The organism is Hyphomicrobium sp. (assembly GCF_035687085.1).
In the GTDB taxonomy this organism is placed as follows: Bacteria; Pseudomonadota; Alphaproteobacteria; order Rhizobiales; family Hyphomicrobiaceae; genus Hyphomicrobium_B.
Window position 1 is genome coordinate 190,619 of sequence record NZ_DASRYS010000010.1, and the last position, 23,134, is coordinate 213,752.

Sequence of the window (23,134 nt, forward strand, 5' to 3'; positions counted from 1 at the left end):
TTCACACGGATTGGGCGTGCGGAAGCAGCTGACCTGCTCATACGGTTGTAGTTCGACCCGAGGCGTCGCGGAGATGGCGGATGAATTATGCTCTCCTGATCCTTCAGCTCATAAGCGGGGCCTTCGGCGGCAATGTCGCCGGGGCTTTATTCAGAAAGCTGAGCCTTGGAACATTCGGCAACGCGATCGCGGGTGTCGTGGGCGGTGGCATCGGCGGACAGCTTCTCGAACTCGCCTTCCCGACGGGTTCAGCGGGCAGCACCCTCGATCAGGCGGCGATCATCACACAGATTTTGGGATGCGGCGTCAGCGGCGGCCTTTTGACGTGATCGTGGGTGCCGTTCGGAATGCGACCGCGAAGGGCTGATAAAAAGTTCGCAAGAAAATACTCGCCGGGCGGGCCGTCCGGCGAGGTCGTTTTCAAAGCCGCTTGATCGGGTCTTAGTCAGAAAAGCTTCGGCTCAGCCGCAGGCCTTCTGACGCGCCGTGCAATGCGGGAGGCCGATCGACGACGTATCGCACTGAACCTTGACGTCCCCGTGCGGAGTCCAGCCATGCGAACTCATCGAGTTCTTGAGCGCGGCGCTCGCCATATACTTTGCGAGATCTTCCGTGACCATGACGGACTCGCCGGCGGCCATGACACAGCCTGCGTGCGCAGAGCCCGAAGCCATTGCCATCGCCGCTGCGAACGCGATGAACCCTGTACGAATGATTGCCTTCATATCTTTCGTTCCCCTGGACCGGATGTGCGAGCCCGTATCCGAGATCTCGCGGAAAAACGCTCAATGATGCGCTTCCCGGCGAGCCGCTCCCCGTCTCGGATTTGTAGGCTTTCGTCACACCACTGCTTGAAGCTTCGGGTTCGAAGCTTCCAATTACGGAACAGACCAAATGCTCCGAAGGTGACCTTCGCATCGTTCGATCTGGCCATACGCATCATAGCGGCAACGCACGCGAAGCGCTGTTTCCCAACTGCGGCAGTGCAGGGATCAAATCGTGTTCGAGCGCTTCAATTCGTACGTCAAAGCGACGCGGAATTTCTCACGGCAATACTAAGCTGACGCCGCAACGCGAGTTGCAGCGCGAGCAATTGGTTGTCGCAACGAACTTCAGCCGGCTCTTTGAAGATCGACGGCTTTCGGACCTTTGCCGCGCTTATCGGGCTCGGTCTCAAATGAAATTCGCATCCCCTCATTGAGCTCACCAATTCCGGATCGCTCAACTGCGGTTACATGCACAAAAACGTCATTGCCCCCTGCATCCGGCTTGATGAAGCCGTAGCCTTTCTGGGAATTATAAAATTTAACGGTACCTGTCTGGCGCATACATCGTCTCCTGGCGGCCCGGCATACAATGGAAGCTTGCTCCAAGCTTCGCATCGACACCGCGGCGGACCTCGGAGCCAAATGTTCCCATGCGCATCTACCGGGTCGCGAAAAAAGCGCCGGTTCTTTTGAACGCGCCGGGAGCTACCTTGCCGCTGCCCGCCTTAGCGTGCGGCAATTTATCCTTTAAATACGGGCACCTTGCAAGACGAAATGCTGCGTAGCGATCATTCTTAGCATTATTGAACAGCTGAGTTCAAAGCAAAGCTCGCACCTGAACCCTCCGCCAGCTGATCTCTCAGAACAGGCATGATCGTTTCGAGTTCGGATTTGAGCGTGTACGGCGGATTTATCACGAGAACGCCGGAAGCCGTCAGGCCAAGGCCCGCGAATGATTTCATGACGGCGAGCCTGACGTCGAGGAATTCGAGCCCAGGGCGAGACGTGGCCGTAGCCACGAAGCGGTCCGCCGCCGTTTCATCCTTCAGCGGGTACCAGATGACATAGGTGCCGGAGGCAAAGCGCGTCATAGCCTCATCTAAGGCGGTGGCAAGATCCGAAAATTCATCGCGCTCTTCGAATGGCGGATCGATCAGAACGACACCGCGCCGTTCCTTCGGCGGCAGCAGCGACTTCACTGCGTGGCGGGCGTCGATATTGAGAACGCTCGTTGCCTTGAAACGGCGAAGCTCCGCCTTCAACCGGGCGAACTCCTCAGGATTGAGTTCGTTCGCGATGAGCACGTCGTCGGGCCGCATGAGATGGCGCGCAATGAGCGGGCTTCCGGGATAGTAGCGCAGCTCCTCCTCATTCAGTGCGCGGACGGTTTCGAGATAGGGCGCCAGCAGTTCGGCCACGGGCGCGGGCAGCTCGGCGTCGTAAAGGCGCGCGATGCCCTCCTGCCATTCGCCGGTCTTCATCGCTTCCGTGCCGGCGAGATCGTAGCGCCCAGCCCCGCCGTGCGTATCGATGACGCGAAACGGGCGCGGCTTCTGCTTCATGTAGGTCAGGACGCGCGCGAGGATGACGTGCTTCAGGACGTCGGCAAAATTGCCGGCGTGATAGTCGTGGTGATAATTCATGCTTCGAGGACCGCGTTCGTCATCCGCAACACCCCGCGCTGCGGCGGGGTGGCGGTTTCAAGCCTTCTGTTCCCATCGCCCCGCCGGCGACTGCTGCCAATAGGTGACCGCGCATCCCGCCGCTTTCGCAGCTTTCCATTGGGCGCGCGCGATGGCGACGGCATCGGGATCGTGTCCGTCGAAGACATAGACAAACCGTTCGGCTCCCTTGAACTCGCGCGCCTCAGCGCCATCGACGAGAAATCGTACGCCCGCGCCGTTGGGCGTCTCGTCCGTCATCGTCAGATAGACCGGCTGCTCGCTCGCATGGCCTATGCGCGCGGTTCCGTGCGGCAGAAAGCTGTCGTCGGCATAGGTCCAGAGCGCCTGATCGAGCGCTTCCAGGCGCTCCTCGCTGCCGACCTGGACTACTGCACGCCATCCGCGCGCGAGCGTTTTCTCCAAAAGACTCGGGAGAACGCGCTCAAGCGTTTGTTGCTCGAGATGGTAGAATAGGACGTCCATGCCGCTTGCATGGCGCAGCGGAGGCTGGAACGCAACCTTTTGCGAGAAAGCTGGAGCCGTGACTCGACGGCCAGGTCTTGAACCGCGGCCGGGGGTCCCTATCTAACCCCGTCCGGAGCGGCGCCAGTTGATCGGCTGACGCCCGTGCGGGCGGTGAGCATGGCGGCTTTCATGATGCCGCGCGCTCCCGCCCGCTGCGATCTTTTGGGCTTACTTCTTCTTGAGATATTTCGCCGGGACTTCGCCAGCGTCGATCAGAGCCGTCACGCAGGTGTGCGTCAGGCCCTTTCTGTTACTCTCCATGCAGCGGCGGAGTTCAGTGCTGTCAGGCGAATACTGAGAGCAGAAGTTCTGGTAGTCACCCGCGCAAGCCTGTCTGACCTTGGCGTTATAGGCAGCGGCAGCCGCACCGGCAAAAAGAGCAGTGCCTGCTGCCAGCACGACTGACACCAGCGCCGCATCAAGCTTTTTCATAAGTCTTCCCTCGTAGTTACGTGATTGGCGTCCTCTACGCGAACGAACCCGATTCGAAAATTAACTTTTTTCCTCCGCGTGAGCACGAGGAATTGCTCACGCGAGTTGAATTTGCGGGAGTGATGTTGCGCTGAGTTCGCTCTACCGCTTCTTCGGCGCGTAGGGATTGTCGCCGGCGCGGAGACTGAAGCGTATGGGAACGCCAGGAAGATCGAACGTCTCGCGAAGCGAGTTCGTCAGGTACTTCACGTAGGACTGCGGCAGCGCTTCCGCGCGCTGCGAGAATGCAACAAACGTGGGCGGGCGAGTCGAGGGCTGCGTGACGTAGCGAATCTTGATGCGGCGTCCGTGAACGGCGGGCGGCGAGTGGCGACTCAGTGCGCCGTCGAGCCAGCGGTTGAGTTGAGGCGTCGAAACACGGCGATTCCACGTCTCGTAAACTTTCGCGATGGCCTGCATCAGGTGGTCGAGCCCGCTCTCCGACCGGGCCGAGATCGTGACGACCGGAACCCCCGGCACTTGAGCCAAGCTCTCGGCTACGCGTGCCTTCAGTTCCTTCAGCGTTTTCTGCTTTTCGGGAATGAGGTCCCACTTGTTGATCGCGACGACGAGGGCGCGGCCCTCCTCGGTCACGCGGTGACCGATCGTCAGGTCCTGGTGCTCGAACGGCCGCTCGGCATCAATCAGAAGCACGACGACCTCGGCGAAACGGATCGAGCGCACGGCGTCGCTCGCCGAGAGCTTCTCGGCGGTTTCGGTGATCTTGGCCTTGCGGCGAAGTCCGGCGGTATCGAACAAGCGGATCGCTTGGCCCTTGTATTCGAAGTCGCTCGAGACGCTGTCGCGCGTCAGCCCCGGCTCGGGCCCGGTGATCATCCGGTCCTCGCCGAGCAGCGCGTTGACCAGCGTCGACTTGCCGGCGTTGGGACGGCCCACGATGGCGACGCGGATGCGCTTTTCGCGTTGCGGCTTTTCTTCCGGCTTCTCTCCTGCCGGCTCGGCGTCGGCCGACCGGCGCTTCCGCTGCGAGGGCGCAGATTTCAACCCCAGCGCAGCCAGCACGTCGTCGGCGAGATCGGCGATGCCCTCGCCGTGTTCAGCGGAGATAGCGATCGGCGCGCCGAGCCCGAGCCCGAAGGCATCGAGCACGCCGTCGGTGCCCTTATGGCCTTCGGCCTTGTTCGCGACGAGGACGACGGGCTTGCCCGACTGCCGCGCGATGCGGGCAAATTCCTTGTCCGAGCCGGTGACACCGGCGCGAGCGTCCATGACGAAAAGGACAAGATCGGCCGTGGCGATGGCCTGCTCGGACTGCTTGCGCATGCGGTCGGCGATCGAGCCGCGCTGCGCCTCTTCCAGGCCGGCAGTGTCGACGAGGCGAATTTCGTTGCCGAAGAGGTCCGCTGTCCCTTCGCGGCGGTCGCGCGTCAGGCCCGGTAGATCGGAGACGAGGGCCGCGCGCGTTCCGGTCAGCCTGTTGAAGAGGGTCGACTTGCCAACGTTGGGGCGTCCGACGATGGCGACGACGGGAGTGTGATCAGAGAGGTTCAAAAGAGAGCCGACAAGAATTCGATTGCTGGGGGAACGTTGCCTCTCCGCTCACAGCGGCAAGCCAACGCTGACCTCCTAGCCCAATTCTCAGTTGAGGGCGACGAGTTTCGCGGAATCCGTCAAAACGAACATTCTGCCCTGCGCCACGATGGGCGGAATATAAACCGTGTCGCCGACGCTCAGCTGGCCGCCAATCTTGCCGGTTGCGGCATCAACGCTCACCACTTCGCCCTTGCTGGAGACGAGCCAGAGCGTCCCAGCAGCCATGACCGGCCCCGCATAGCTCTTGGCCGCGGGCAGCTGCGTCGTCCAACGCGTCTTGCCGTCGGTGCGGTTCAGCGCCATGAGGCGGCCACCGGTATCGACGACGTAGACGGCGTCGCCCGCGACCCAGGGTGCCTCGGAGCTTGGAATGGTGGCCGACCAGAGCCGATCCCCCGACTTGGCCTGGGTGGCGACCATGCGGCCGGCATGACCGACTGCGTACACTGTCCCATTTTCAATCGCCGGACGCGCGACGTCGCTCATGGAGGCGATCTGCGAGGTCTGACGGGTACGCGAGAGATTTTCGGTCCAAATGGTCGAACCGTCGGACAGCTTGAACGCCATGATGTCCCCTGAGGGGTACGGCACGACGACGACGTCCTGATCGACGGCGGGGCTCGAGGAGGTCATCAGGCTGGCCGTTTGCGGCAGTCCGCGCGCCGACCAGATTTCGGCCCCGTCAACTCCGCTCAAGCAGTAGAACCTGCCATCCACCGTAATAACGTAAAGGCGGTCGCCGGCGGCGGTCGGCGAGGCGCGGACTGGAACGCCAAGGCTTTTGGTCCAGATCGACTTGCCCGACGCCGGATCGAGAGCTGCGACCACGCCATAGCCATTGGCGACATAGAGCCGTCCGTTTTCGGCGGCGAGGCCGCCGCCGTATCCGCCCAGCCCGACAGTCGTCTCGGGCTTCGTGGAAATCGAAAATACTTTTGAGCCCGACAGCGAGAAGGCAGCGACGTTCGCGGCGGCGTCGAGCGTGTAGATGCGGCCGTCGTAAACGATTGGGCTTGCCGTCACGCGGCCGGTTTTCGACGAGCCTTCGCCAGCACTCGCACTCCATGCCTGACGGAGTGGGCCGTTGAGTGCGAGGTTACCGGGCGCGTTGCCCGGTTCGCCGCCCGGCTGTGACCATGAATCGTTAGCGCGTGGCGATGGGATTACGATCGGCCCATTCGCATCGGCCAGATTGGAAGAAATGCTTTCCGTCGTCTCGACGATCGGAATGCGGCGCCCAGGCAACGGCGTCTGCTTTTCCTTGAAGGGATTGAGTTCGCTGATCTTAGGCAGGGACGGACCATCGCTGGCGCAGCCGCCGAGCGATATGGTGGCGATGATCGCAAATAGCGACGACGCGCCCGCTCGTATCTGGTGTCCCCCTTTGCCCAACCCCATTCTCCCCTCACCGCTTCGCGGTTCTACTTTTTATCAGCGCCCGCTTCCGTCTTAGCAGGTTCGGCCGGTTTGCCGGCGTCGGCCGGCTTCTGAGCCTCGGCCCCGGTTGCGGCCGCCGATGACGGCGGCGCGGCCGACGGAGCGTTCGCGCCGACTTCCTCAGCAGCTATGCTCGCCATGACGATCTTAACGCGCTGCTGAAGATCATCCGAGGCTGTCGGATCGAGAAGCAGAGGTTCGAGATTTTTTCGCGCCTCGTCATACTTCTTCGCCTTATAGGCCGCGATGCCCAGCAACTCGCGCGCGGTCTTATCGAAAGGTTCGCCCTCGCCGATAAGTGGCGTCAGACGATTCTGAATCTCCTCATAGTCTGCATCTGCCATCCGAAGTGAGGCGGCTTGCAACTGAGCGAAGCTTTTCAACAGATCATCGGCACCCGACTGCTTCACGAGCGAGTCATAGGTTGCAACGGCATCCGCAGTTTTGCCGTCCTTGGCCTGGGTGCCGGCAAGCTGCAGCTTAGCCAGGGCGGCATATCCGGCCGGACCGCTTTCCGCGATCGCCTGGAAAGCCTTCTCGGCCTCGTCTTTCTTCTTCTGATCGCTCAGGTTCTCGGCAGCCGCAAAATTGGCGCCGCCCGTTTCGGCGGCTGTGATGCGATGGGACTCAAGAAGCTGATAGCCGATCACAGCAAGGAGGAAGAGCACCACCGCGCCCACGATCAGGACGTTGTAGCGCTGCCAGATTTTCTGCAACTGCTCGCGGCGGAGTTCCTCGCGGACCTCGCGAAGCAGACTGTCATTTTGGTCGGCCATTAACTCTCAAACCTCATTCAGACGCCGGAGCTCAAGGAGAATAGTCTCACAATCAGCCCGGCTGGCGGGGGCATAGATACCGGAGCGTGCGCTCCCGGCAAGCCCTCGCCCGAAGTTTCCTTTGCGCAACCGTTTATAAACCTGGACCCAATCCCGCTAAGTGCTCGTGGTCTTGGGCTTTTTCGTGGCTCGAGCGGCCGCCAGAGCGGGTTCGGCCTCGTCGTTCTTCAGGTTATATATGTGCTCCTTGCCCGGAAACGTCCTGGCGCGAACCTCCTGAGCGTAGGAAGCAATTGCGTCGTCGATCGCGGCTCCGATGGCACCAAACTTCTTTACGAACTTCGGCACGTGTGGCGAGAGGCCCAGCATATCCTCCATGACGAGGATCTGGCCGTCGCAGCCGGCGGAGGCACCGATGCCGACCGTCGGAATTGGAATAGCCTTGGTGATCCGCTCGGCAAGCGGAGCGGTCATTGCCTCCAAAACGACGGCAAAAGCTCCCGCTTCGGCGACAAGGCGCGCATCCTCCTCGATGGCCTGCCACTGATCGATGGTGCGGCCTTGTGTCTTGAAGCCGCCAAGTACGTTCACGGCCTGCGGGGTGAGGCCGATATGCGCCATCACGGGGATGCCGCGCTCGACGAGATATCGGATCGTCTCGGCCATGCGCCTGCCGCCTTCGAGCTTCACGGCGCCGCAGTCGGTTTCCTTCATGACCTTCGCAGCATTGCGAAAGGCAACCGCAGGGCTCTCCTCGTAGGTGCCGAACGGCATGTCTACGACGACGAGAGCCCGTTTTGATCCGCGCACGACGGCTTGGCCGTGCATGATCATCAGCTCGAGCGGAACCGGCACGGTCGTTTCGAAGCCGTGCATCACCATGCCCAGGCTGTCGCCGACGAGCAGAAAATCGCAATGGTTGTCGGCGATCGCGGCAGTGTGCGCGTGATAGGACGTGAGCGCAACGATGGGCTCCCCGCCTTTTTGGGCGGCGATGTCGGGCGCCATGAGCCGGCGGCGCTTGACGTGGATAGACATTTTACTCCAATCGGCGCACGCGCCTGGCATTCCAACGATCAGTTCCGGGAGATCCAACCCCGGCGATGATCCTTTAAGAACGCAGTTTACGAAACCTATCGCCTCGCCGCCAGCTCTGGCGGCTTTCAGGAACGCGGACAGTTGGTAAATTTCTCCACTGACCATCCACAGCTAATCAGTTAATCTGGGCGAAAGAGTTGAATTAGCGCCACATCTCCGCCTCCGAATCACCAGCGGTGCGGCACTGTGGTTGCGCCTTCTGACGGGGCTCTGATAGCCAATTCCTACCGTCGGCAGAGGGGAGATTCCCGATGCCGGTGCTCTGACGGTGTTGTCATTTCGGCGTCGGGTGGGTCGCGTGCGTCGTTCGAGCAAGTTCCAAGGCAGAGTTTCGCCGGCGTTGCGCTCAATCGCGACAGGCGCCTTCGTCTTAAGCATCTTCCTCAGCTCATCTGCCGTCGATGCCAAATCCCGATCCAGCATCCTCAAAAATCTGAAATCTCCCGGACCCGGCGCGGTCATCACGCCGCCTTCGTCGCCGCTCCTGCTCGTCGTATCGATCAAAAAGCAGAAGATCCGCGTCTACGATGCGGACGGCGAAATCACCTCGTCGCGCATATCGTCCGGCATGCCTGGTTTTGATACGCCCACCGGCGTCTTCTCCGTCCTGGAGAAAAATGTCTACCACACGAGCAACATCTACGCCGGCGCGTCGATGCCCTATATGGAGCGCCTCACGTGGTCAGGCATCGCGCTCCACGCCGGCGTGGTGCCTGGCTTTCGCGCGTCTCACGGCTGCGTTCGCCTTCCCTTCGCCTTTGCAAAGAAACTCTTCGGACTGACGAAGATCGGCACGAGAGCCGTCATCACCACCGAGGAAGTAGAGCCCATCGCGTTCGACAGTCCCAAGCTCTTCAAGCCCCTGCCCGCCGATGAAGTATCGGCGCTGAAGTCCGAACAGGCGAAGCCCGCGCAGATCGCCGTCAATAGCAATCAGGCGGACGACGGGTCCGCATCTGATGCTCAACAGGGATTGCCGCTGTTCATCGGCGTCTCTCCCGCGCTCATTCGAGCGGTCGCGGATATGCCGCGCGATCTGCAGCGCCGTCCGGCAACACGGGCCGAAGCCGATCAGATCATGCAGGAAAAGCTCAATCGTGCGCGAGCGTCGCTGAAGACCGCGCAAGCGGCGCTCGCTGCTGCTCAGGAAAAGGTGGCGACGACAGTAAAAGATTTCGAAGCGACGAGCGCGCGCTACGAAATGGCCCGGCGTTCGGTCGCCCCGGTCAAGGAAGCGCTGGCCGCAGCCGAGGCACGGCAGCAGGATGCGATCAAAGCGTTCGAGGCCTACATGTCAGGCTCGGCGCCGCAACCGAAAATGGTTGCTGATCTGCGATCGTCCGGCAGCGACGTTGATGGCTCATTCGACCGCGAAAGCGTACTTGAGGACACATTGCTCGATCTGACGATCGAAGCCGATGCAGCGCGGGCGCGCGCCGCGCAGAGCGAAATGAGCTTTGCCGAGGTTCAGGCTGCATATTCTGCCGCGCAAACCGCACGCGATCGCGCTGCCGAGGCCCTGCGCGATGCGCAAACGGATTTGACGTCTGCTAAGGCTTCGCTTGCCGATGCCGATCGAGAAATGCGGCTGAGGTCGAAGCCGATCTCGGTTCTCGTCAGCCTCCGTGCTCAGAGACTCTACATCCGCCAGGGATTCGACCCGCTACTCGAAGCGCCTATCGAGGTTGCGCCGTTGCCGCATAAAGTCGGGACGCACGTCTTCACGGCAATGCGGTATGGCGCAGATCCCAACACCTTCGACTGGCGGCTCGTCAGCGCTCAGACCCCTCTTCCGGGCCATCCGTTCGATGACGGCAAAAAGAAGAAGAGCAAAACGGCAACTGCTCACGGCCGCGCCAACAACGTTCAAATGGCGACCGAGGCTCTCAACGCCTTTACGATTCCCGATGATGTCCTTCAGACCATTACCGAGCTTGCCCGGCCAGGTGCGTCCCTGATCATTTCCGATCGCGAGCTGCCGGCCCATGAGAACGGTGGCGGTACGGAATTCGTCGTTCTGACCCGTTAGCCACAGCTCGACACTGTTTCGCATATTCGCGACGGCATTTGCACGCGGCGCCGTTCCAGTCTCGTTGACAGGGGAACGAGGCGCCTATACCCCACATGCACTTTCCGGGGGGACACTTATTTCGATGACGATTCCCAGCACAAGAGCCTTTGCGAGCTGGGCGGCTTGGACCCCTTGGGCAATGCTCGCTTGCTCAATAGGCCTCATGGCCGTGCTGTTTCATAAGATGTCACCGCAGCACGAACCCTGGACGTTTGCATTCGACGTTCCAGTCACGCCGGTGATCGGCTCTCTTGATAATCGAGTTGAGGTCATCACCGCCGCGGACGAGAAGCAATTCGTGCATGGGTCTTCGGTCATCGCGACTTCGGACGGGCTTTTGGCGACGTGGTACCGCGCTCCTTATGAAGGCGCGCACGATGCTGAACTCGTTTCCTCGCGCTTCAACGGTTCAACCTGGTCGCCTCAGTCGGTCGTCACGGACAGCGCGCAGGTCAGCCGGGACTTCGGCATCACCATCAAGTCCCTTGCCAACCCCGTATCCTTCCGCCGCTCCGACAGCGAAATCTGGCTGTTTTTCGCCGCCTCTCGATTGAGCGGCTGGGCGACTTGCGAGATCGGACTTATCCGGAGCCACGACGGCGGCCGCACATGGGGGCATGCTGAGAGGCTTCAGGCATCACCCTTCCTGAACATTTCACATCTGACCAAGTCGGTCCCGATCATGTTTTCCGACGGGCGTATCGGGCTGCCCGCCTATCATGAGATGAACCGCAAGTATCCTGTTCTGCTTGTGCTCGATCAAAGCGGACGCGTGGTCGACCGGCGGCGCATGGGCAGCGGCGGCAAAGTCGGATTCCAACCATCGATTGTTCCGACCGGGCCGTCGACTGCGATTGCTTTCGTGCGCCGGTTGCGTCAGCCGCAAAGCGTTCTCATCACGCGGACATCGGACGGAGGAAAGACGTGGTCTCATTCCGCACCGGTCGATCTTCCCAACCCTGGCGGGCCGATATCGGCGGTGCGCTATGATTCAACGCACATTCTGCTGGCGTTCAATGACGATCCTCTCCTGGAGCGCAACATCACGCTGGCGCTGACCGATCTTGAAGGCAAAGCTTTCCAACGCGTGGGAGTCGTCGCGCGGATGGATGGCGAGAATAGAAAGAGCGCAGTTACGTATCCCTATCTCATCGCATCGGCGCCCGGCCAGTTCGACATCGTTTATTCGCGGCCGCTGAAGTCCATCAACCACGTTCGCTTTTCCAGCGCCTGGGTACAACAACGCATGCAACCGCAGACGGCGCAGCAACGATGATGACTATCGACTTCCTGCTGAACCGCGCCAGCGCTACCCTGGTCATCTTCCTTGTCTCGGCCGCGATTGCCGGCCTGTTCACAAGGTCGCCTGTGTGGCGCGCCGTTTTCGGCCTCGCCGGTATTCTGATCGCTCTCGTGATCGGGATCTCCACCCGGTCTCTGCTGGAATGGACGACCTCAGCTATCGAGCGGCCGTCCCTGCCCGGTCTCGTGGTGCTCATCGTTCTGGCCATTGCGACCATCGGTGACTGGAAGCCTGGAGCATCGGCAGAGTTCCGTTTCGCCACGCTGATGCTCGCGATTGCCGGAACCATCCTCTATCCGGCCGCGGTGGGCTTCTTGGATTACGACACCTACGTGCTCGGCTACAGCGGCTACGTGCTGCCTTTGGCACTCGCAACCATTCTCGCTTACGCAATCTTCCGCCGGTATTTGATCACGGCGCTGGTGCTCAATGTTGCGATCGCTGCCTTTCTTCTGGGCGCGGGACACAGCGTCAATCTGTGGGACTATGTCGTGGATCCCGTTGCTTGGCTCATTGGCATGGGCACGTGGATTGCGCTCGGCGTGAAACGCGTGATGGCGCGCTTTACGCCGGCGAAGACCCTGGCCGCCGCTTAGCGAAGCTCAAAATTCAGGACAGCTGCGGGATCGGCGCGACGCCGATCAACCATTGGTGGCCGCCGAGCAGAAGCCAGGCATAAAGAGCCACGCCAATCACGATGACGGCGACATCATTGAGCGCGCTCGTGGGCTTTGCCGGTGCGATCGCCGCGAGAGATACCCGCTTCTTGATCGAGATGCGGTCGTAAACCGCGAAGGCCAGGAACGACCCGAAAAGCAAAAGCGAGCCCAAATCGCCATTGGCAAGCAGGTGCGCGAGTGCCCAGATCTTGATGGCGATCAGCATCGGATGGCGCGTTGCTGTGCGGATGCGGGACGGGATGAGCGCGGCGACGAGCAAAATGATTGCGGGCAGCATCAAGGTGGCTGCGAGATGGCGCGTCCAGACGGGGGGATCCCACAGAACAGGATTTTTGCCCGGATGAAGCTGGAGCTTGTGGAAGCCCAGAATGATAACGACCAAGCCCACGAACGATAGAACGCCGAACAGAACGCGGTAGGGCCCGGCGCCGATGCGCTCCCTCAAGCCGTCGCGCAGTTCAGGTTGGGTCGGAAGCAAATGAACGCCAAGAAACAAGATCAGTCCGACGATCAAAACCATCATGGCGTTCGCTCTCCCCTCGTAGTCGCCCGCCCGCATAGCATCAAAAGCGGGCTCTCGCCAATGCGGTCGCTTACGGGATGTAGCCCTTGTCGAGGGAGAGCGCTTGGCGCGCTATGACCTTGCCTTGCGGATCTTTGTGAAGCGCAGTCCAGCCAAGATCGGTGCCGGCTTCCTCCGACGAACTGGAGCGAAGATCGATCGCGACGACGTCGCTGGCCTTCGCATCGATCGGCGCCAGCAGCGGGAAGTACAGCTGTTCCCAATGGGTCCTTGGTGACAAAGGCCCCGTCGAAAACCCGATACCAGGCACCAGTTCGGCTTTCCACCAGGTCGCGAAGCCAAAGATCTTCGCCGGCCGCGGAAGCCGCCACTCGGCATCGCCGCGCCGTTTCGATTTCGTCTCTGTCGTCAGATCGACCTCATCCCACACCATCGCGCTGCGGCAGCCGTCGAGGATTTCTGCCGGCGGCAAATGCCGGACGTAGGCGTTGTTGAACGACATCGTCTGCGCGACGCCGAGATCAAGGCCGTGGCCGACGCGTTCCCAGGCGCGAAGCTCCTCATCGATGCGCGGTGAGACAACCGGTGCAACGTATTGAATGATTCCGTTGGGAATGACGTGGCCGCCCGGCTTCAGGAAGCGGCGGCGCGCATCGGCAAGCGTTGCGATGATGTTCTCTTCAAGCGCGTAGTTGCCGAGCGTCTCTGAGACGATGATGTCAGCTGCGAGCTTGTCGCGGAACTCGGTCGAGTGGCAGGGAATGAGGTGGCAGTTCTTGGCCTTGTTGGCTTTCAGAACCGCCGCCGCCACGCTCGCGACCTCGGCTGTTTCGAAGAGAAAGACTTCGCGCGCGCCGAGCTTCGACGCCATGAGGCCGAGCAATCCGGTACCAGCGCCAATGTCGGCGACAACGGATTTTCCAGGCACGATGACGGCCTTTAGCGCCGCGAAGAAAGCTTCGTTGCGGACCTGATCGGCGATCAGCGTGCGATGATATTCGATGCGCATATCAAAGCTTCAGATGTGGGCCGCGGACCTGATAGAGCATCAGCGCGGTGGCAATGGCGAGGTTGAGCGAATCCAAGTCACCGGCCATGGGAATTTTGACGAGGTTCGTACACGAAGCTGCAGCTCCGGGAGAAAGCCCCGGCCCCTCGCCGCCCATGACGATGAGCACCGGATCCTTGTAGTCGACTTTGCGAAAATCTTCGCGCGCGTCGAGATGCGTGCCGATGACGTCGCCCGGCCACGCGCGCGCCAGGCTGATGAAAGTCTGCTGATCCATTTTCACGAGCGGGACCGCGAAGATCGAGCCCATCGTCGCGCGGATGGCGTCGATCGCGTAGGGATCGCACGTGGTGCCGACGAGGATGACGCCGGCGCAGCCCACGGCGTCCGCCGTGCGAATAATCGTTCCGAGGTTGCCGGGATCGCGCACTTCTTCCAGCGCGAGCCACGTTTCCTGACCAAGCTTCTTCGTGTCCGGCGGATCGACGAAGCGCTGACGGAAGACGCCGAGCAGCGTTTGCGGATTGTCTTTCGATGCGAGCTTGCCGAGCACGGCTTCGGAGACTTCGAGCACTTCGGAGCCCGCGTCGAGCGCGTGCCGCACGAGGCCGCGGGCGATGCCGCTTGTGGCCGTGCCCGTCTGATAGACGAGCGTTTCGGGCACGAAGCCATGGTCGCGCGCCGTGACCAGGAGCGATGTGCCTTCGGCGACGAACAGTCCAGTTTCCTTGCGCACCTTGCGCATGTCGAGCGCGCGGATTGCTTTGACGCGGTCGTTCGTCAGGCTGGTGATCTGCTTCGGCGCGTTCATGCGGTCTGCTTCCAGCGCACGAAGAGCGACGTCGGCACGAGCGGACCGGTTTGCGAACGGATCGCCAGTTCGCCGCTATCGAACGCGCCGCCACGGCCTTTCAACTCCTGACGCAGGAGCTGATCGAAGGCGAGCGAGGACGCGCGAATGGCGTAGATCGTCAGGACCATCGCGGCATTCTCGGGCGCGAGCAACTTGGCGAGATCGGCCAGCAGTGCGGGTAGATTCTGGAAGAGGTCCCAGATCTCCCCTTCGGGTCCACGCCCGAACTTCGGCGGATCAACGAGGATCATGTGATAGGTCTTGCCGCGGCGAACGTCTCGCGCGGCGAATTTCGCGGCATCGTCGAGCAGCCAGCGGATTTTGGCAGCGCCGAGTTTCGACGCCTCCTGATTTTCCCGGCCCCACTGGATGGCTTTCTTCGAGGCATCCACGTGGGTGACTTCGGCGCCCGCGGCGGCGGCGAGCAGCGATGCGGCGCCCGTGTAGCCGAAAAGATTGAGAACGCGCGGCGGCTCACCTTTCACGCTCGCGAGATGCTCGAGCATCCATTGCCAGTGCGGCTCTTGCTCGGGGAAGAGTCCCAGATGCCAAAGCCCCGCGAGCTTGCAGAGCATGGTCACGTTCTTTGATGAACTGGGCGTGTGGCTCCCCACCCCTAGCCCCTCCCCGCGAGGGGGAGGGGAACTTCTGGAGGCATGACCGAGGGCGAGCTTTACGGGCCAAGCGTCCGGCACCGGCTTGTCGATGCGCCACTTGCCCTTTTCGTCATCCTCTCCGGAGGCTGAGAACACGGCGTTGGCTTTCGCCCATTCCGCTTTGCCGAGCTTGCGGTTCCAGAGCGCTTGCGGCTCGGGCCGGTCGACGATGATTTTTCCGAAGCGCTCGAGCTTCCGCCCCGCGCCTGAATCGAGCAGCGCGTAGTCGGGGAAGCCGTCGGACGTGATGAGGTGCAGGTTATCGAGCGGTGGCATCGGCAGAGGTTTCGAATGAAAGGTCGTCCGCGCTTTAACACGAATGCCGCTCATGTCGAGAAATCAAACCTTGCCGACGCTATAACCAGGCAGACATTTTGCCCTTGTCCGCCTTGGCCTTCCTCAGGCTGCGAGGCCCGCAATGGAGGACTGGGCGGCCTCAATAGACTTGGCGCGCTGATCTGGGCCCAGCGCCACGCCTTCGGCGCGGATGAACGTCACGTCGGTAATGCCGAAGAAGCCGAAGATATTGCGCAGGTAGGTTTCCTGGTGATCCAGGAACGCGATGGGCGTCTGGGGTCCATAGAAGCCGCCGCGCGTGGAGGCGACGATGACCTTCTTGCCGCCCAGGAGGCCCTCGGCGCCCTTTTCGGTGTAGCGGAAGGTTTTGCCCGCGACGGCGAGGCGGTCGATCCAGGCCTTCAGCTGGCTGGGGATGGCAAAGTTGTACATCGGAGCACCAACGACGATGATGTCTGCGGTCAGGAATTCCTCAAGCGCGGTCTGCCCGGCCGCCACGTCGGCGCTCAGCGTCTGAGCTTCCGGCACTGCGCCCTGAGATGCCGCCAGATGGGCTCCGGACAGGTGCCCGACAGGTTCGGATGCCAGATCGCGGTAGACGACTTCGAGACCCGGGTGCAGCGCCTTTTCGGCGGCCACAATCTCCGCCGAGAGCTGCCGGCTGACTGAGCCCGGGCCCAGAATGCTGGAATCGACGTGCAGAAGTTTCATTGAGGATCTCCATCCGCGAAGTTGGTGGAGGCTGGGCCCGGTTGACAGGACACCTAGCCAGTCACATTTTGTGACCGGAGCTAAATTGTTCACCGCTGCGGGCCGCACAAGGAGGCACTTTTTTGGAAGCCAGTCACAAAGAGGGAACCGCCTGCCGTGCAGTAGCCGATGTGCTCGCCCGGATCGGAGACAAATGGACGGTTTATGTCGTGGGGCTTCTGTCGGACGGGCCCATGCGCTTCAACGAGATCCGCCGTTCCGTCGATGGCATTTCGCAGCGCATGCTCACGTTGACGCTTCGTGGTCTTGAACGCGATGGCCTCGTCACGCGGACCGTCTATCCGACGATCCCGCCGCGCGTCGATTACGAGCTGACCGAACTCGGGCGGACGCTCATTTGCATTCTCGGGCCACTCGGCCAATGGGCGGTGGAGAATCGAGCGACCGTCGAGCAAGCCCGGGCAAGATTTGATGCCCAGGCAGAGACGTCATCGGCGGCGAGCGCCACTAAAATTGCCCTTAAGAAGCGGCTGCCGAGCTTCTGGCGCAGCATGCCTTAAAGCGGCGCCTCCAAGGGGACGGGCGTAGTAGGGATGCCACACTGTTTTGAAAAGCAGTTTTCGGCCTAGATCCCTCCGCAAATTGCAGATAGCCGACAAGAAAAGGTGTTCCTCTGAACACGATTCTGGAGGTTTCAATGCGATTCAATCGAGGTATTGCCGTCGCAGCTGCGCTGTCGGCGATTTCGATTTCTGCCGGAGCCCACGCCTTCGAGACGACGTCCATCGGCGGCACTAACTCAGACGGCTCGATGCGCTATCAGGACCTCGACGAGGCCGCTGCGCTGCTGTCGGGCTCGGCAGCTTCCACTACGGGGTCGGATCAAAGTTGGAAGACGCCGCTCGGATCGACGGGCTTCAACTTCTCCGCTTCGCAGAAGTCCACTTCGTCTGAGCCGAGCACGCCCTTCAACACTCCGCTGCTGCGCGAACGTAACTGACGTTCCGGCGGATAGGGTACAAGAGAAGCCGCTCCGCGCGAGCGGCTACTCCAAGTCCTCCACGGTTACGGTCTCGCCGCCACCCTTGATCCGCTGTGACAGAGCCGCTTCGATGAACGGATCGATGTCACCATCCAAAACTTCATCCGGGTTTGTCGACTGGGCGCCGGTGCGCAGGTCCTTCACCAGCTGATACGGCTGCAGGACGTACGAGCGGATCTGATGGCCCCACCCGATATCCGTTTTCGCGGCCTGTTCAGCATTGGCTTTGGCTTCGCGACGCTTCAGCTCCATCTCGTAGAGACGCGCCTTGAGGCGCTTGAACGCGATGTCCTTGTTCTGATGCTGCGAGCGCTGTTCCTGCGCGAAGATGACGATGCCCGAGGGCTTATGGACGAGGCGAACAGCGGATTCCGTTCTGTTGACGTGCTGACCGCCGGCGCCTGACGAACGCGCGAACGAGATGTCGACGTCCGCCGGGTTGATCTCGACATCAATCGTGTCGTCGATGACCGGATAGACCGTGACGGACGCGAAACTCGTATGGCGGCGGGCGTTGGAATCAAACGGCGAGATGCGCACGAGACGGTGCACGCCCGCTTCCGTCTTCAGCCAGCCGTACGCGTTCTCGCCTTCGATCTCGAACGTCGCCGACTTGATGCCCGCTTCTTCGCCTGGGCTTTCGTCGATCAGCTTCACCTTGAAGCCGCGGCGCTCGGCCCAACGCACGTACATACGCGCGAGCATCGAGGCCCAGTCCTGGCTTTCGGTGCCGCCGGCGCCGGCGTGTACCTCGACGTAGGTGTTCATTGTGTCGGCTTCGCCCGACAACATCGCTTCGATCGACCGGCGCTGCGCCTCGTGATCGATGCGCTGGAGAGCGGATTCGCCCTCGCGCACGCTCGCCTCATCGCTCTCGGCTTCGCCGAGCTCGATCAAAGTCAGAGCGTCGTCATAGTCGCGTTGCAGACGCTTGAACTCAGACACGGCGCGTTCGAGCGATTGCCGCTGGCGCATGACCTTCTGAGCGTTTTTCGCGTCAGTCCAGAGACTGGGGTCTTCAGCTTTCGCGTTCAGCGAGGCGAGACGGTCTTCGGCCGTCTCCCAGTCAAAGAGACCTCCTCAGGAGGGCGAACGCCTCCTCGATGCCGTCGGAAAGTTTTTGCGCTTCAGCGCGCATAGCTGCCTCCGAAGCCGGAACGTGCCGGCGAAAAGTGATGGCTCAAAAAAACAGGTGCGGACCTATAGAGATGTGCGAGCGCGCTGTAAACGCGCAGCGACGCTACGCGGCAATCGGCGCCAAGCCCATTACCACAATCCGTTGGGCGAAAGAGATCCGTTGTCGGGCCGCGATGAGGGCGGCGCCGGGCGGGCCATGCGGCCACCCATCGGCGGTGGCATGGGCGATGCGTCGGCCGTCGCGCTGGTGATGCCGATCATGGCATATGCGTCATCTGGCTCTTCGTCCGGCTTGAAGGCTTCCATGATCGAGCCAGGCTGGTCGGCGGAGGCTCTGAGACCCGTTTTCGGGTCGATCCGCACGAACTTGATGCCGGGCGGAACGCGGAACGGTGCAGGCGGCGTCTCACCCATGGCGTCCTTCACGAACTCGCCGAACATGGGAGCCGCGATCGCGCCGCCGGTGTTGCCCTTACCCAGCGGCTTTGGCGTGTCGTATCCGACGAAGACGCCCACGACCATCGTCGGCGTGTAGCCGAGGAACCAGACGTCCTTCTCTTCATTCGTCGTGCCGGTCTTGCCGGCGACCGGCCGGTTGAGAGATTTCAAGACCGAGGCCGTTCCGCGCTGGACGACGCCTTCGAGAATGCTCGTCATCTGATAGGCGGTGTGCGGATCGATGATCTGACGGCGGCCGTCGACCAGTTCGGGTTCCGGCTGGTTTGCCCAATGATCTGCGGTACAGCCCATGCACTGGCGCTCGTCGTGCCGCCAGATCGTGTGGCCGTAGCGATCCTGGATCCGGTCGATGAGCGTGGAGGTCACTTCCTTGCCGCCGTTCGCCAGCCTGCAATAGGCCGTCGCCATGCGCAGCAGTGTCGTCTCGCCCGCGCCGAGCGACATCGAAAGCACCGGCAAGAGATCGTCGTAGATGCCGAAGCGGCGCGCGTACTCGGTAATGACCGGCATGCCGAGGTCCTGCGCCAAACGCGCGGTCATCTGGTTGCGCGAATGCTCGATGCCGAAACGCAGCGTTTCGGGACCGGTTGCGCTGTTCGTCTCATAGTTCTTCGGCCGCCAGACGTCTTGGCCCGGGCCCTGATCGATTTCGATCGGCGCATCGAGAATGATCGATGTCGGTTTATAGCCGTTGTCGATGGCCGCTGCGTAAACGAACGGCTTGAACGACGAGCCCGGCTGACGCTTCGCCTGGATGACGCGGTCGAACTGGCTCATGTCGTAGGAGAAGCCTCCCGCTACGGCCAGGACGCGGCCCGTGTAGGGGTCCATCGCGACAAGACCGCCGCCGACCTCGGGAATTTGCATTAGGGACCATGCGCCCTGAATGTTGTTGGGGTCCTTCGGCGCGACGTAGACGACGTCTCCGGGCTTCAGGATGTCCGCCGTTGACTTCGGATCAACCCTCTTGGCGCCCGGGCGTTTGCCGGCCCATTTCATTTCGTCGAGCGAGACCTCGACGGCCTCGCGATCCTTGACGAAGGTCGCGTCCTGCTGGCGCTGCGGCTTGAACCCGATAATCGCCTTCGTCTTCTGCGTTTCGAGCACGACGCCGAGCCGCCATGGCTGAATGTCGGACGGGCTCGGAATCTTGCCCAGCGCCAAGCCCCAGTCGCCGGAGATATCGATCCTGGAGACGGGGCCACGATAGCCCTGCGTCCGGTCGAACTTCACGAGACCGTTGATCAGCGCCTTCTTGGCGTACTGCTGCAACTGCGGATCGAGCGTCGTGCGGACCGACAAGCCGCCGCCGTAGAGCTTATCCTCGCCGTACTTCGCAAGGAGCGAGCGGCGTACTTCCTCGGCAAAGAATTCGGCCGTCGAGATATGGATGGCGTTCGGGCGCAGATTGACGGTCAGCGGTTTCTTGCGCGCAGCCTCCGCCTCTTCTTTCGTGATGTAGCCGTTCTCGGCCATCTGACCGATGATCCAGTTCCGGCGGTCGGTCGCCTTCTCCTTCTGGCGGAACGGATGGTAGTTGTTCGGCGCTTTGGGAAGCGCTGCGAGGTAAGCGGCTTCCTCGATGTCGAGATCTTTGAGCTCTTTATTGAAATAGGTCAGCGCCGCGGCACCGACGCCGTACGAGTTCATCCCGAGGAAGATCTCGTTCAGGTAGAGCTCCAAGATGCGATCCTTGGAATAGGCGCCCTCGATGCGGACCGCCAGGATCGCTTCCTTGATCTTGCGCTCTATCGAACGCTCGTTCGTCAGCAGAAAGTTCTTGGCGACCTGCTGCGTGATCGTGGAGGCACCCTGCGCGCGCTTGTTGGAGCCGTGGAGCTTGGACTCGATGGCGGCGTAGACTGCGCGCATGATGCCCTGCAGGTCGATGCCGCTGTGGTCGTAGAACCGGCGATCCTCGGCCGAGAGGAAGGCGCCGAGCACGCGCTTGGGAACCGTGTTGATGGGCACGAAGATGCGGCGCTCGCGCGCGAACTCGGAAATGAGTGAGCCATCATGGGCGTGGATGCGCGTCATCACTGGCGGCTCGTACTTGGACAAGCTCTCGTAATCGGGCAGGTCCTTGGACGCTTGCCAGATCAGGAACCCGGCGCCCGCCGAGCCCGCGATGAAGATCAGAACGAAGGTCCCGAATGCGAAGCCAAGGAAGTTGAGCAGCAAGCTCCGCCGCCGCTTCTTACGTCTTTTGGGCACCGTGGGTGGCGGCTGCATTGGCGCGCGCATCAATTCGCAATTCCGTCAGTCTGACGCTGGGTTCGTTAATTTCGGGCGGAGGCGCTTACGTCTATTGCCGCATCGCAGCAATGACAATCCCCCTAACACGCTGCGCACATTAGCACGGAATGTGGCAGTACGTCGTCCATAGCCCACGCATCACGGCTGAGAGGCCGTTCTTTTGTTGAAGTAAATTTGCACCGCATCACTAATCGCGGCCGCGACTTTTGACTGCCATTCGGCGGTCAACATCTGCTGTTCATCCGTTTCGTTGCTGAGGTAGCCCAATTCTACCAGGACGGAGGGAGCGTGCGTCTGCTTCAAGACCTTGAACGCTGCTGACCGGCGGGGAATGCGCGACATCGCAATCGTCTTGCCCAGCCGCTTCGCCAAGACCTGGGAAAAATCGGCCGAGAAGTTGGAAGTCTCCCTTTTGAGGAGATCGATCAGGATGTTCTTCACCTGGTCGCTGCCCCCGCGATCGAAGTTTTCGATGCCGGCAATGAGGTCGGATGCGTTTTCCTTTTCCGCCATGACGCGGGCCTGCTCGTCGGAGGCATGGCTGGAGAGCGTATAAATTGTCGCGCCGCGAATGGACATTCTCGCGGTTTTCTCCTCGATGGAATCTGCGTGCAGCGAGATGAAAAGGTCGGCGGCGTTCTCGGCCGAAAATGCGAGCCGCCTATCGAGTGAGACGAATACGTCGTCCTCCCGCGTCAGCTTGACATCATAGAGGCCGGTTTTCGCCAGCTCGTTGCGTAGCTGGATCGCGACCGCGAGCACGATCGTTTTCTCCGTCACGTTGTTGTCACCCAGCGCACCCGGATCGATGCCTCCGTGCCCCGGGTCGATGACGATGACGGGCTTGCCATGGGGCTTGCGGTCGGCCTCCGGTTTTCCCGGATCGATCGAAGCGAACGGCTCATTGCCAGCGGCTGGGGTCGTCGCGCCAGTGCCCGCGCCGAATGTTTCGGCATCCATGGGCATGAGGGCGATGGCGAGCTTTACGGCTGAGGAGCCTTTGAGCCGCGTCATGTTGGCCGAGTTAATTTTGACCGGCCCCTTGGTGTCGATGACGACGCGGGATTTGCGCTCGGCGAACTGGCCATAACGGAACTCGGATATGAGCCCGGCGCCTTTCTTGCCGGCCGAAGGGTCCAGCCGGAAGACGAGATCCGGCAGATCGATGACGACACGGTAGGGGTTGGCAAGCGTGAAGACTTCCGCCGTCACGCCCTCGCTCATCGTCAATTCGAAGATTGTGGACCGGCCGGTGACGGTCAGATGCGCATCCAGAGCTTCGGCTGCCTGAGCCCCTGCCCCCCGCACCAGAAGGCAGATGAATGCCGCAAAGAGGGCGTTCCGCACAAATTCCGCCGGCCGGAGCATCGCCGCACAGTTCCCCTTCGTCACCCCGATCGCCTCAGGCCGGCGTATCGTTAAATATTTGTTTTCATTCGTATTATAAAGTGCTCGTCCGTGCCATTGAGGGCCATCCTGCCTGAAGGTTTATAGCACTTGCCAGGGCGGGGGGGACCTCGTACAGTTTCAATTGTATTCGGTGGCGTTCGAGACACACGCCTGGACGGTGTGAGTCAGTTGGCGCCTGCGATGTCCAGTCTGCCTGCTGCGGGATCAAAAGCCCTGCTTTTTCAGGTGATTGGGCAAGCACGGATGGCACCTGCTCGAGGCTAGCGTACGGGAGTATCACGTCGCTCAGCAGGTTCGATGGCTTCAACTTCAGGGCCCACGCGGCTCTATTGGCGGAGCTTCAGACTTTGTGCCGGTCGCCCCGATTTGTCAGTCGGGTAACAGCGCGCATTGCCGGGCGACCACGATTGATTCACCGCGATGCCGGAAGGCGTC

Annotated in this window: 23 protein-coding genes; 6 read left to right on the top strand and 17 right to left on the bottom strand. The window is 61.4% G+C overall.

Annotation, left to right across the window (positions count from 1 at the left end):
• The first annotated feature begins 80 nt into the window (after positions 1 to 80).
• Complete coding sequence (locus VFG26_RS08100; RefSeq protein ID WP_325024080.1) at positions 81 to 329, top strand: hypothetical protein; 249 nt, start codon at positions 81 to 83, stop codon at positions 327 to 329.
• A gap of 132 nt (positions 330 to 461) precedes the next feature.
• Here VFG26_RS08100 and VFG26_RS08105 read toward each other — a convergent pair whose 3' ends face one another.
• From VFG26_RS08105 to panB, 9 genes are all read right to left on the bottom strand, one after another.
• Positions 462 to 725: a hypothetical protein gene (locus VFG26_RS08105; RefSeq protein ID WP_325024082.1), complete on the bottom strand. Its 264-nt coding sequence runs from the start codon at positions 723 to 725 to the stop codon at positions 462 to 464.
• Positions 726 to 1,112: 387 nt separating this feature from the next.
• Positions 1,113 to 1,328: a cold-shock protein gene (locus VFG26_RS08110; RefSeq protein ID WP_013948788.1), complete on the bottom strand. Its 216-nt coding sequence runs from the start codon at positions 1,326 to 1,328 to the stop codon at positions 1,113 to 1,115.
• A gap of 239 nt (positions 1,329 to 1,567) precedes the next feature.
• Positions 1,568 to 2,410, bottom strand: coding sequence for a 23S rRNA (adenine(2030)-N(6))-methyltransferase RlmJ (locus tag VFG26_RS08115; RefSeq protein WP_325024087.1), 843 nt, complete (start codon positions 2,408 to 2,410; stop codon positions 1,568 to 1,570).
• 57 nt (positions 2,411 to 2,467) lie between these two features.
• Positions 2,468 to 2,914, bottom strand: coding sequence for a DNA polymerase III subunit chi (locus tag VFG26_RS08120; RefSeq protein WP_325024089.1), 447 nt, complete (start codon positions 2,912 to 2,914; stop codon positions 2,468 to 2,470).
• 210 nt (positions 2,915 to 3,124) lie between these two features.
• Positions 3,125 to 3,388 carry a hypothetical protein gene (locus VFG26_RS08125; RefSeq protein ID WP_325024091.1) on the bottom strand — a complete coding sequence of 88 codons (264 nt, stop codon included), beginning with the start codon at positions 3,386 to 3,388 and terminating at the stop codon, positions 3,125 to 3,127.
• Positions 3,389 to 3,529: 141 nt separating this feature from the next.
• Complete coding sequence (der, locus tag VFG26_RS08130; RefSeq protein ID WP_325024092.1) at positions 3,530 to 4,939, bottom strand: ribosome biogenesis GTPase Der; 1,410 nt, start codon at positions 4,937 to 4,939, stop codon at positions 3,530 to 3,532.
• A gap of 87 nt (positions 4,940 to 5,026) precedes the next feature.
• Complete coding sequence (locus VFG26_RS08135; protein ID WP_325024094.1) at positions 5,027 to 6,379, bottom strand: PQQ-binding-like beta-propeller repeat protein; 1,353 nt, start codon at positions 6,377 to 6,379, stop codon at positions 5,027 to 5,029.
• 23 nt (positions 6,380 to 6,402) lie between these two features.
• Entirely contained in the window at positions 6,403 to 7,194 is a 792-nt protein-coding gene (locus tag VFG26_RS08140) for a tetratricopeptide repeat protein (protein WP_325024096.1), read from the bottom strand.
• A gap of 156 nt (positions 7,195 to 7,350) precedes the next feature.
• Complete coding sequence (gene panB / locus VFG26_RS08145) at positions 7,351 to 8,232, bottom strand: 3-methyl-2-oxobutanoate hydroxymethyltransferase (protein WP_325024099.1); 882 nt, start codon at positions 8,230 to 8,232, stop codon at positions 7,351 to 7,353.
• 400 nt (positions 8,233 to 8,632) lie between these two features.
• On the opposite strand from panB, the gene VFG26_RS08150 reads away from it, so the two are divergent.
• From VFG26_RS08150 to VFG26_RS08160, 3 genes are all read left to right on the top strand, one after another.
• The gene (locus tag VFG26_RS08150) at positions 8,633 to 10,321 is read left to right on the top strand and encodes a L,D-transpeptidase family protein (RefSeq protein ID WP_325024101.1); all 1,689 of its coding nucleotides are present in this window, start codon (positions 8,633 to 8,635) and stop codon (positions 10,319 to 10,321) included.
• 205 nt (positions 10,322 to 10,526) lie between these two features.
• On the top strand, positions 10,527 to 11,639 hold the full coding sequence (locus VFG26_RS08155) for a sialidase family protein (RefSeq protein WP_325024103.1): 1,113 nt from the start codon (positions 10,527 to 10,529) through the stop codon (positions 11,637 to 11,639).
• A complete protein-coding gene (locus VFG26_RS08160) occupies positions 11,636 to 12,262 on the top strand; it encodes a hypothetical protein (RefSeq protein ID WP_325024105.1) in 627 nt (208 codons plus the stop codon). The genes VFG26_RS08155 and VFG26_RS08160 overlap by 4 nt, the downstream gene beginning before the upstream one ends.
• Positions 12,263 to 12,275: 13 nt before the next feature.
• Here VFG26_RS08160 and VFG26_RS08165 read toward each other — a convergent pair whose 3' ends face one another.
• From VFG26_RS08165 to VFG26_RS08185, 5 genes are all read right to left on the bottom strand, one after another.
• The gene (locus VFG26_RS08165) at positions 12,276 to 12,869 is read right to left on the bottom strand and encodes an NnrU family protein (RefSeq protein ID WP_325024107.1); all 594 of its coding nucleotides are present in this window, start codon (positions 12,867 to 12,869) and stop codon (positions 12,276 to 12,278) included.
• A 70-nt stretch (positions 12,870 to 12,939) separates the two neighbouring features.
• Positions 12,940 to 13,878 carry a 50S ribosomal protein L11 methyltransferase gene (locus tag VFG26_RS08170; protein ID WP_325024109.1) on the bottom strand — a complete coding sequence of 313 codons (939 nt, stop codon included), beginning with the start codon at positions 13,876 to 13,878 and terminating at the stop codon, positions 12,940 to 12,942.
• Between the two features lies 1 nt (position 13,879).
• Positions 13,880 to 14,689, bottom strand: a complete 810-nt coding sequence (locus tag VFG26_RS08175) for an RNA methyltransferase (RefSeq protein WP_325024111.1) — start codon at positions 14,687 to 14,689, stop codon at positions 13,880 to 13,882.
• Entirely contained in the window at positions 14,686 to 15,663 is a 978-nt protein-coding gene (locus VFG26_RS08180; RefSeq protein WP_414653269.1) for a class I SAM-dependent methyltransferase, read from the bottom strand. The genes VFG26_RS08175 and VFG26_RS08180 overlap by 4 nt, the downstream gene beginning before the upstream one ends.
• Positions 15,664 to 15,786: 123 nt before the next feature.
• The gene (locus tag VFG26_RS08185) at positions 15,787 to 16,395 is read right to left on the bottom strand and encodes an FMN-dependent NADH-azoreductase (RefSeq protein WP_325024115.1); all 609 of its coding nucleotides are present in this window, start codon (positions 16,393 to 16,395) and stop codon (positions 15,787 to 15,789) included.
• Positions 16,396 to 16,517: 122 nt separating this feature from the next.
• Here VFG26_RS08185 and VFG26_RS08190 point away from each other — a divergent pair, with 122 nt between their 5' ends.
• Both VFG26_RS08190 and VFG26_RS08195 read left to right on the top strand, forming a co-directional pair.
• Entirely contained in the window at positions 16,518 to 16,955 is a 438-nt protein-coding gene (locus VFG26_RS08190; RefSeq protein WP_325024118.1) for a helix-turn-helix domain-containing protein, read from the top strand.
• A gap of 137 nt (positions 16,956 to 17,092) precedes the next feature.
• Complete coding sequence (locus VFG26_RS08195; protein WP_325024121.1) at positions 17,093 to 17,395, top strand: hypothetical protein; 303 nt, start codon at positions 17,093 to 17,095, stop codon at positions 17,393 to 17,395.
• Positions 17,396 to 17,440: 45 nt separating this feature from the next.
• On the opposite strand, the gene prfB is transcribed toward VFG26_RS08195, so the two are convergent.
• From prfB to VFG26_RS08210, 3 genes are all read right to left on the bottom strand, one after another.
• Positions 17,441 to 18,575 (bottom strand): peptide chain release factor 2 gene (gene prfB, locus VFG26_RS08200; protein WP_325024123.1). Its coding sequence is split into 2 segments (ribosomal slippage): positions 17,441 to 18,505 and positions 18,507 to 18,575, totalling 1,134 coding nucleotides; the frame shifts between segments, so codons are not numbered across the junction.
• A gap of 128 nt (positions 18,576 to 18,703) precedes the next feature.
• Positions 18,704 to 21,265 (bottom strand): penicillin-binding protein 1A, encoded by a 2,562-nt coding sequence (locus tag VFG26_RS08205; protein WP_325024125.1) that lies wholly within the window; start codon positions 21,263 to 21,265, stop codon positions 18,704 to 18,706.
• Positions 21,266 to 21,427: 162 nt separating this feature from the next.
• Positions 21,428 to 22,681: an N-acetylmuramoyl-L-alanine amidase gene (locus VFG26_RS08210; protein ID WP_325024127.1), complete on the bottom strand. Its 1,254-nt coding sequence runs from the start codon at positions 22,679 to 22,681 to the stop codon at positions 21,428 to 21,430.
• Positions 22,682 to 23,134 lie beyond the last annotated feature (453 nt).

Coding starts and splice junctions, on each gene's coding strand:
- VFG26_RS08100 (WP_325024080.1), top strand. CDS start 81: ATGAATTATGCTCTCCTGATCCTTCAGCTCATAAGCGGGGCCTTCGGC.
- VFG26_RS08105 (WP_325024082.1), bottom strand. CDS start 725: ATGAAGGCAATCATTCGTACAGGGTTCATCGCGTTCGCAGCGGCGATG.
- VFG26_RS08110 (WP_013948788.1), bottom strand. CDS start 1,328: ATGCGCCAGACAGGTACCGTTAAATTTTATAATTCCCAGAAAGGCTAC.
- VFG26_RS08115 (WP_325024087.1), bottom strand. CDS start 2,410: ATGAATTATCACCACGACTATCACGCCGGCAATTTTGCCGACGTCCTG.
- VFG26_RS08120 (WP_325024089.1), bottom strand. CDS start 2,914: ATGGACGTCCTATTCTACCATCTCGAGCAACAAACGCTTGAGCGCGTT.
- VFG26_RS08125 (WP_325024091.1), bottom strand. CDS start 3,388: ATGAAAAAGCTTGATGCGGCGCTGGTGTCAGTCGTGCTGGCAGCAGGC.
- VFG26_RS08135 (WP_325024094.1), bottom strand. CDS start 6,379: ATGGGGTTGGGCAAAGGGGGACACCAGATACGAGCGGGCGCGTCGTCG.
- VFG26_RS08140 (WP_325024096.1), bottom strand. CDS start 7,194: ATGGCCGACCAAAATGACAGTCTGCTTCGCGAGGTCCGCGAGGAACTC.
- panB (WP_325024099.1), bottom strand. CDS start 8,232: ATGTCTATCCACGTCAAGCGCCGCCGGCTCATGGCGCCCGACATCGCC.
- VFG26_RS08155 (WP_325024103.1), top strand. CDS start 10,527: ATGGCCGTGCTGTTTCATAAGATGTCACCGCAGCACGAACCCTGGACG.
- VFG26_RS08160 (WP_325024105.1), top strand. CDS start 11,636: ATGATGACTATCGACTTCCTGCTGAACCGCGCCAGCGCTACCCTGGTC.
- VFG26_RS08165 (WP_325024107.1), bottom strand. CDS start 12,869: ATGATGGTTTTGATCGTCGGACTGATCTTGTTTCTTGGCGTTCATTTG.
- VFG26_RS08170 (WP_325024109.1), bottom strand. CDS start 13,878: ATGCGCATCGAATATCATCGCACGCTGATCGCCGATCAGGTCCGCAAC.
- VFG26_RS08175 (WP_325024111.1), bottom strand. CDS start 14,689: ATGAACGCGCCGAAGCAGATCACCAGCCTGACGAACGACCGCGTCAAA.
- VFG26_RS08180 (WP_414653269.1), bottom strand. CDS start 15,663: ATGCCACCGCTCGATAACCTGCACCTCATCACGTCCGACGGCTTCCCC.
- VFG26_RS08185 (WP_325024115.1), bottom strand. CDS start 16,395: ATGAAACTTCTGCACGTCGATTCCAGCATTCTGGGCCCGGGCTCAGTC.
- VFG26_RS08195 (WP_325024121.1), top strand. CDS start 17,093: ATGCGATTCAATCGAGGTATTGCCGTCGCAGCTGCGCTGTCGGCGATT.
- VFG26_RS08205 (WP_325024125.1), bottom strand. CDS start 21,265: ATGCAGCCGCCACCCACGGTGCCCAAAAGACGTAAGAAGCGGCGGCGG.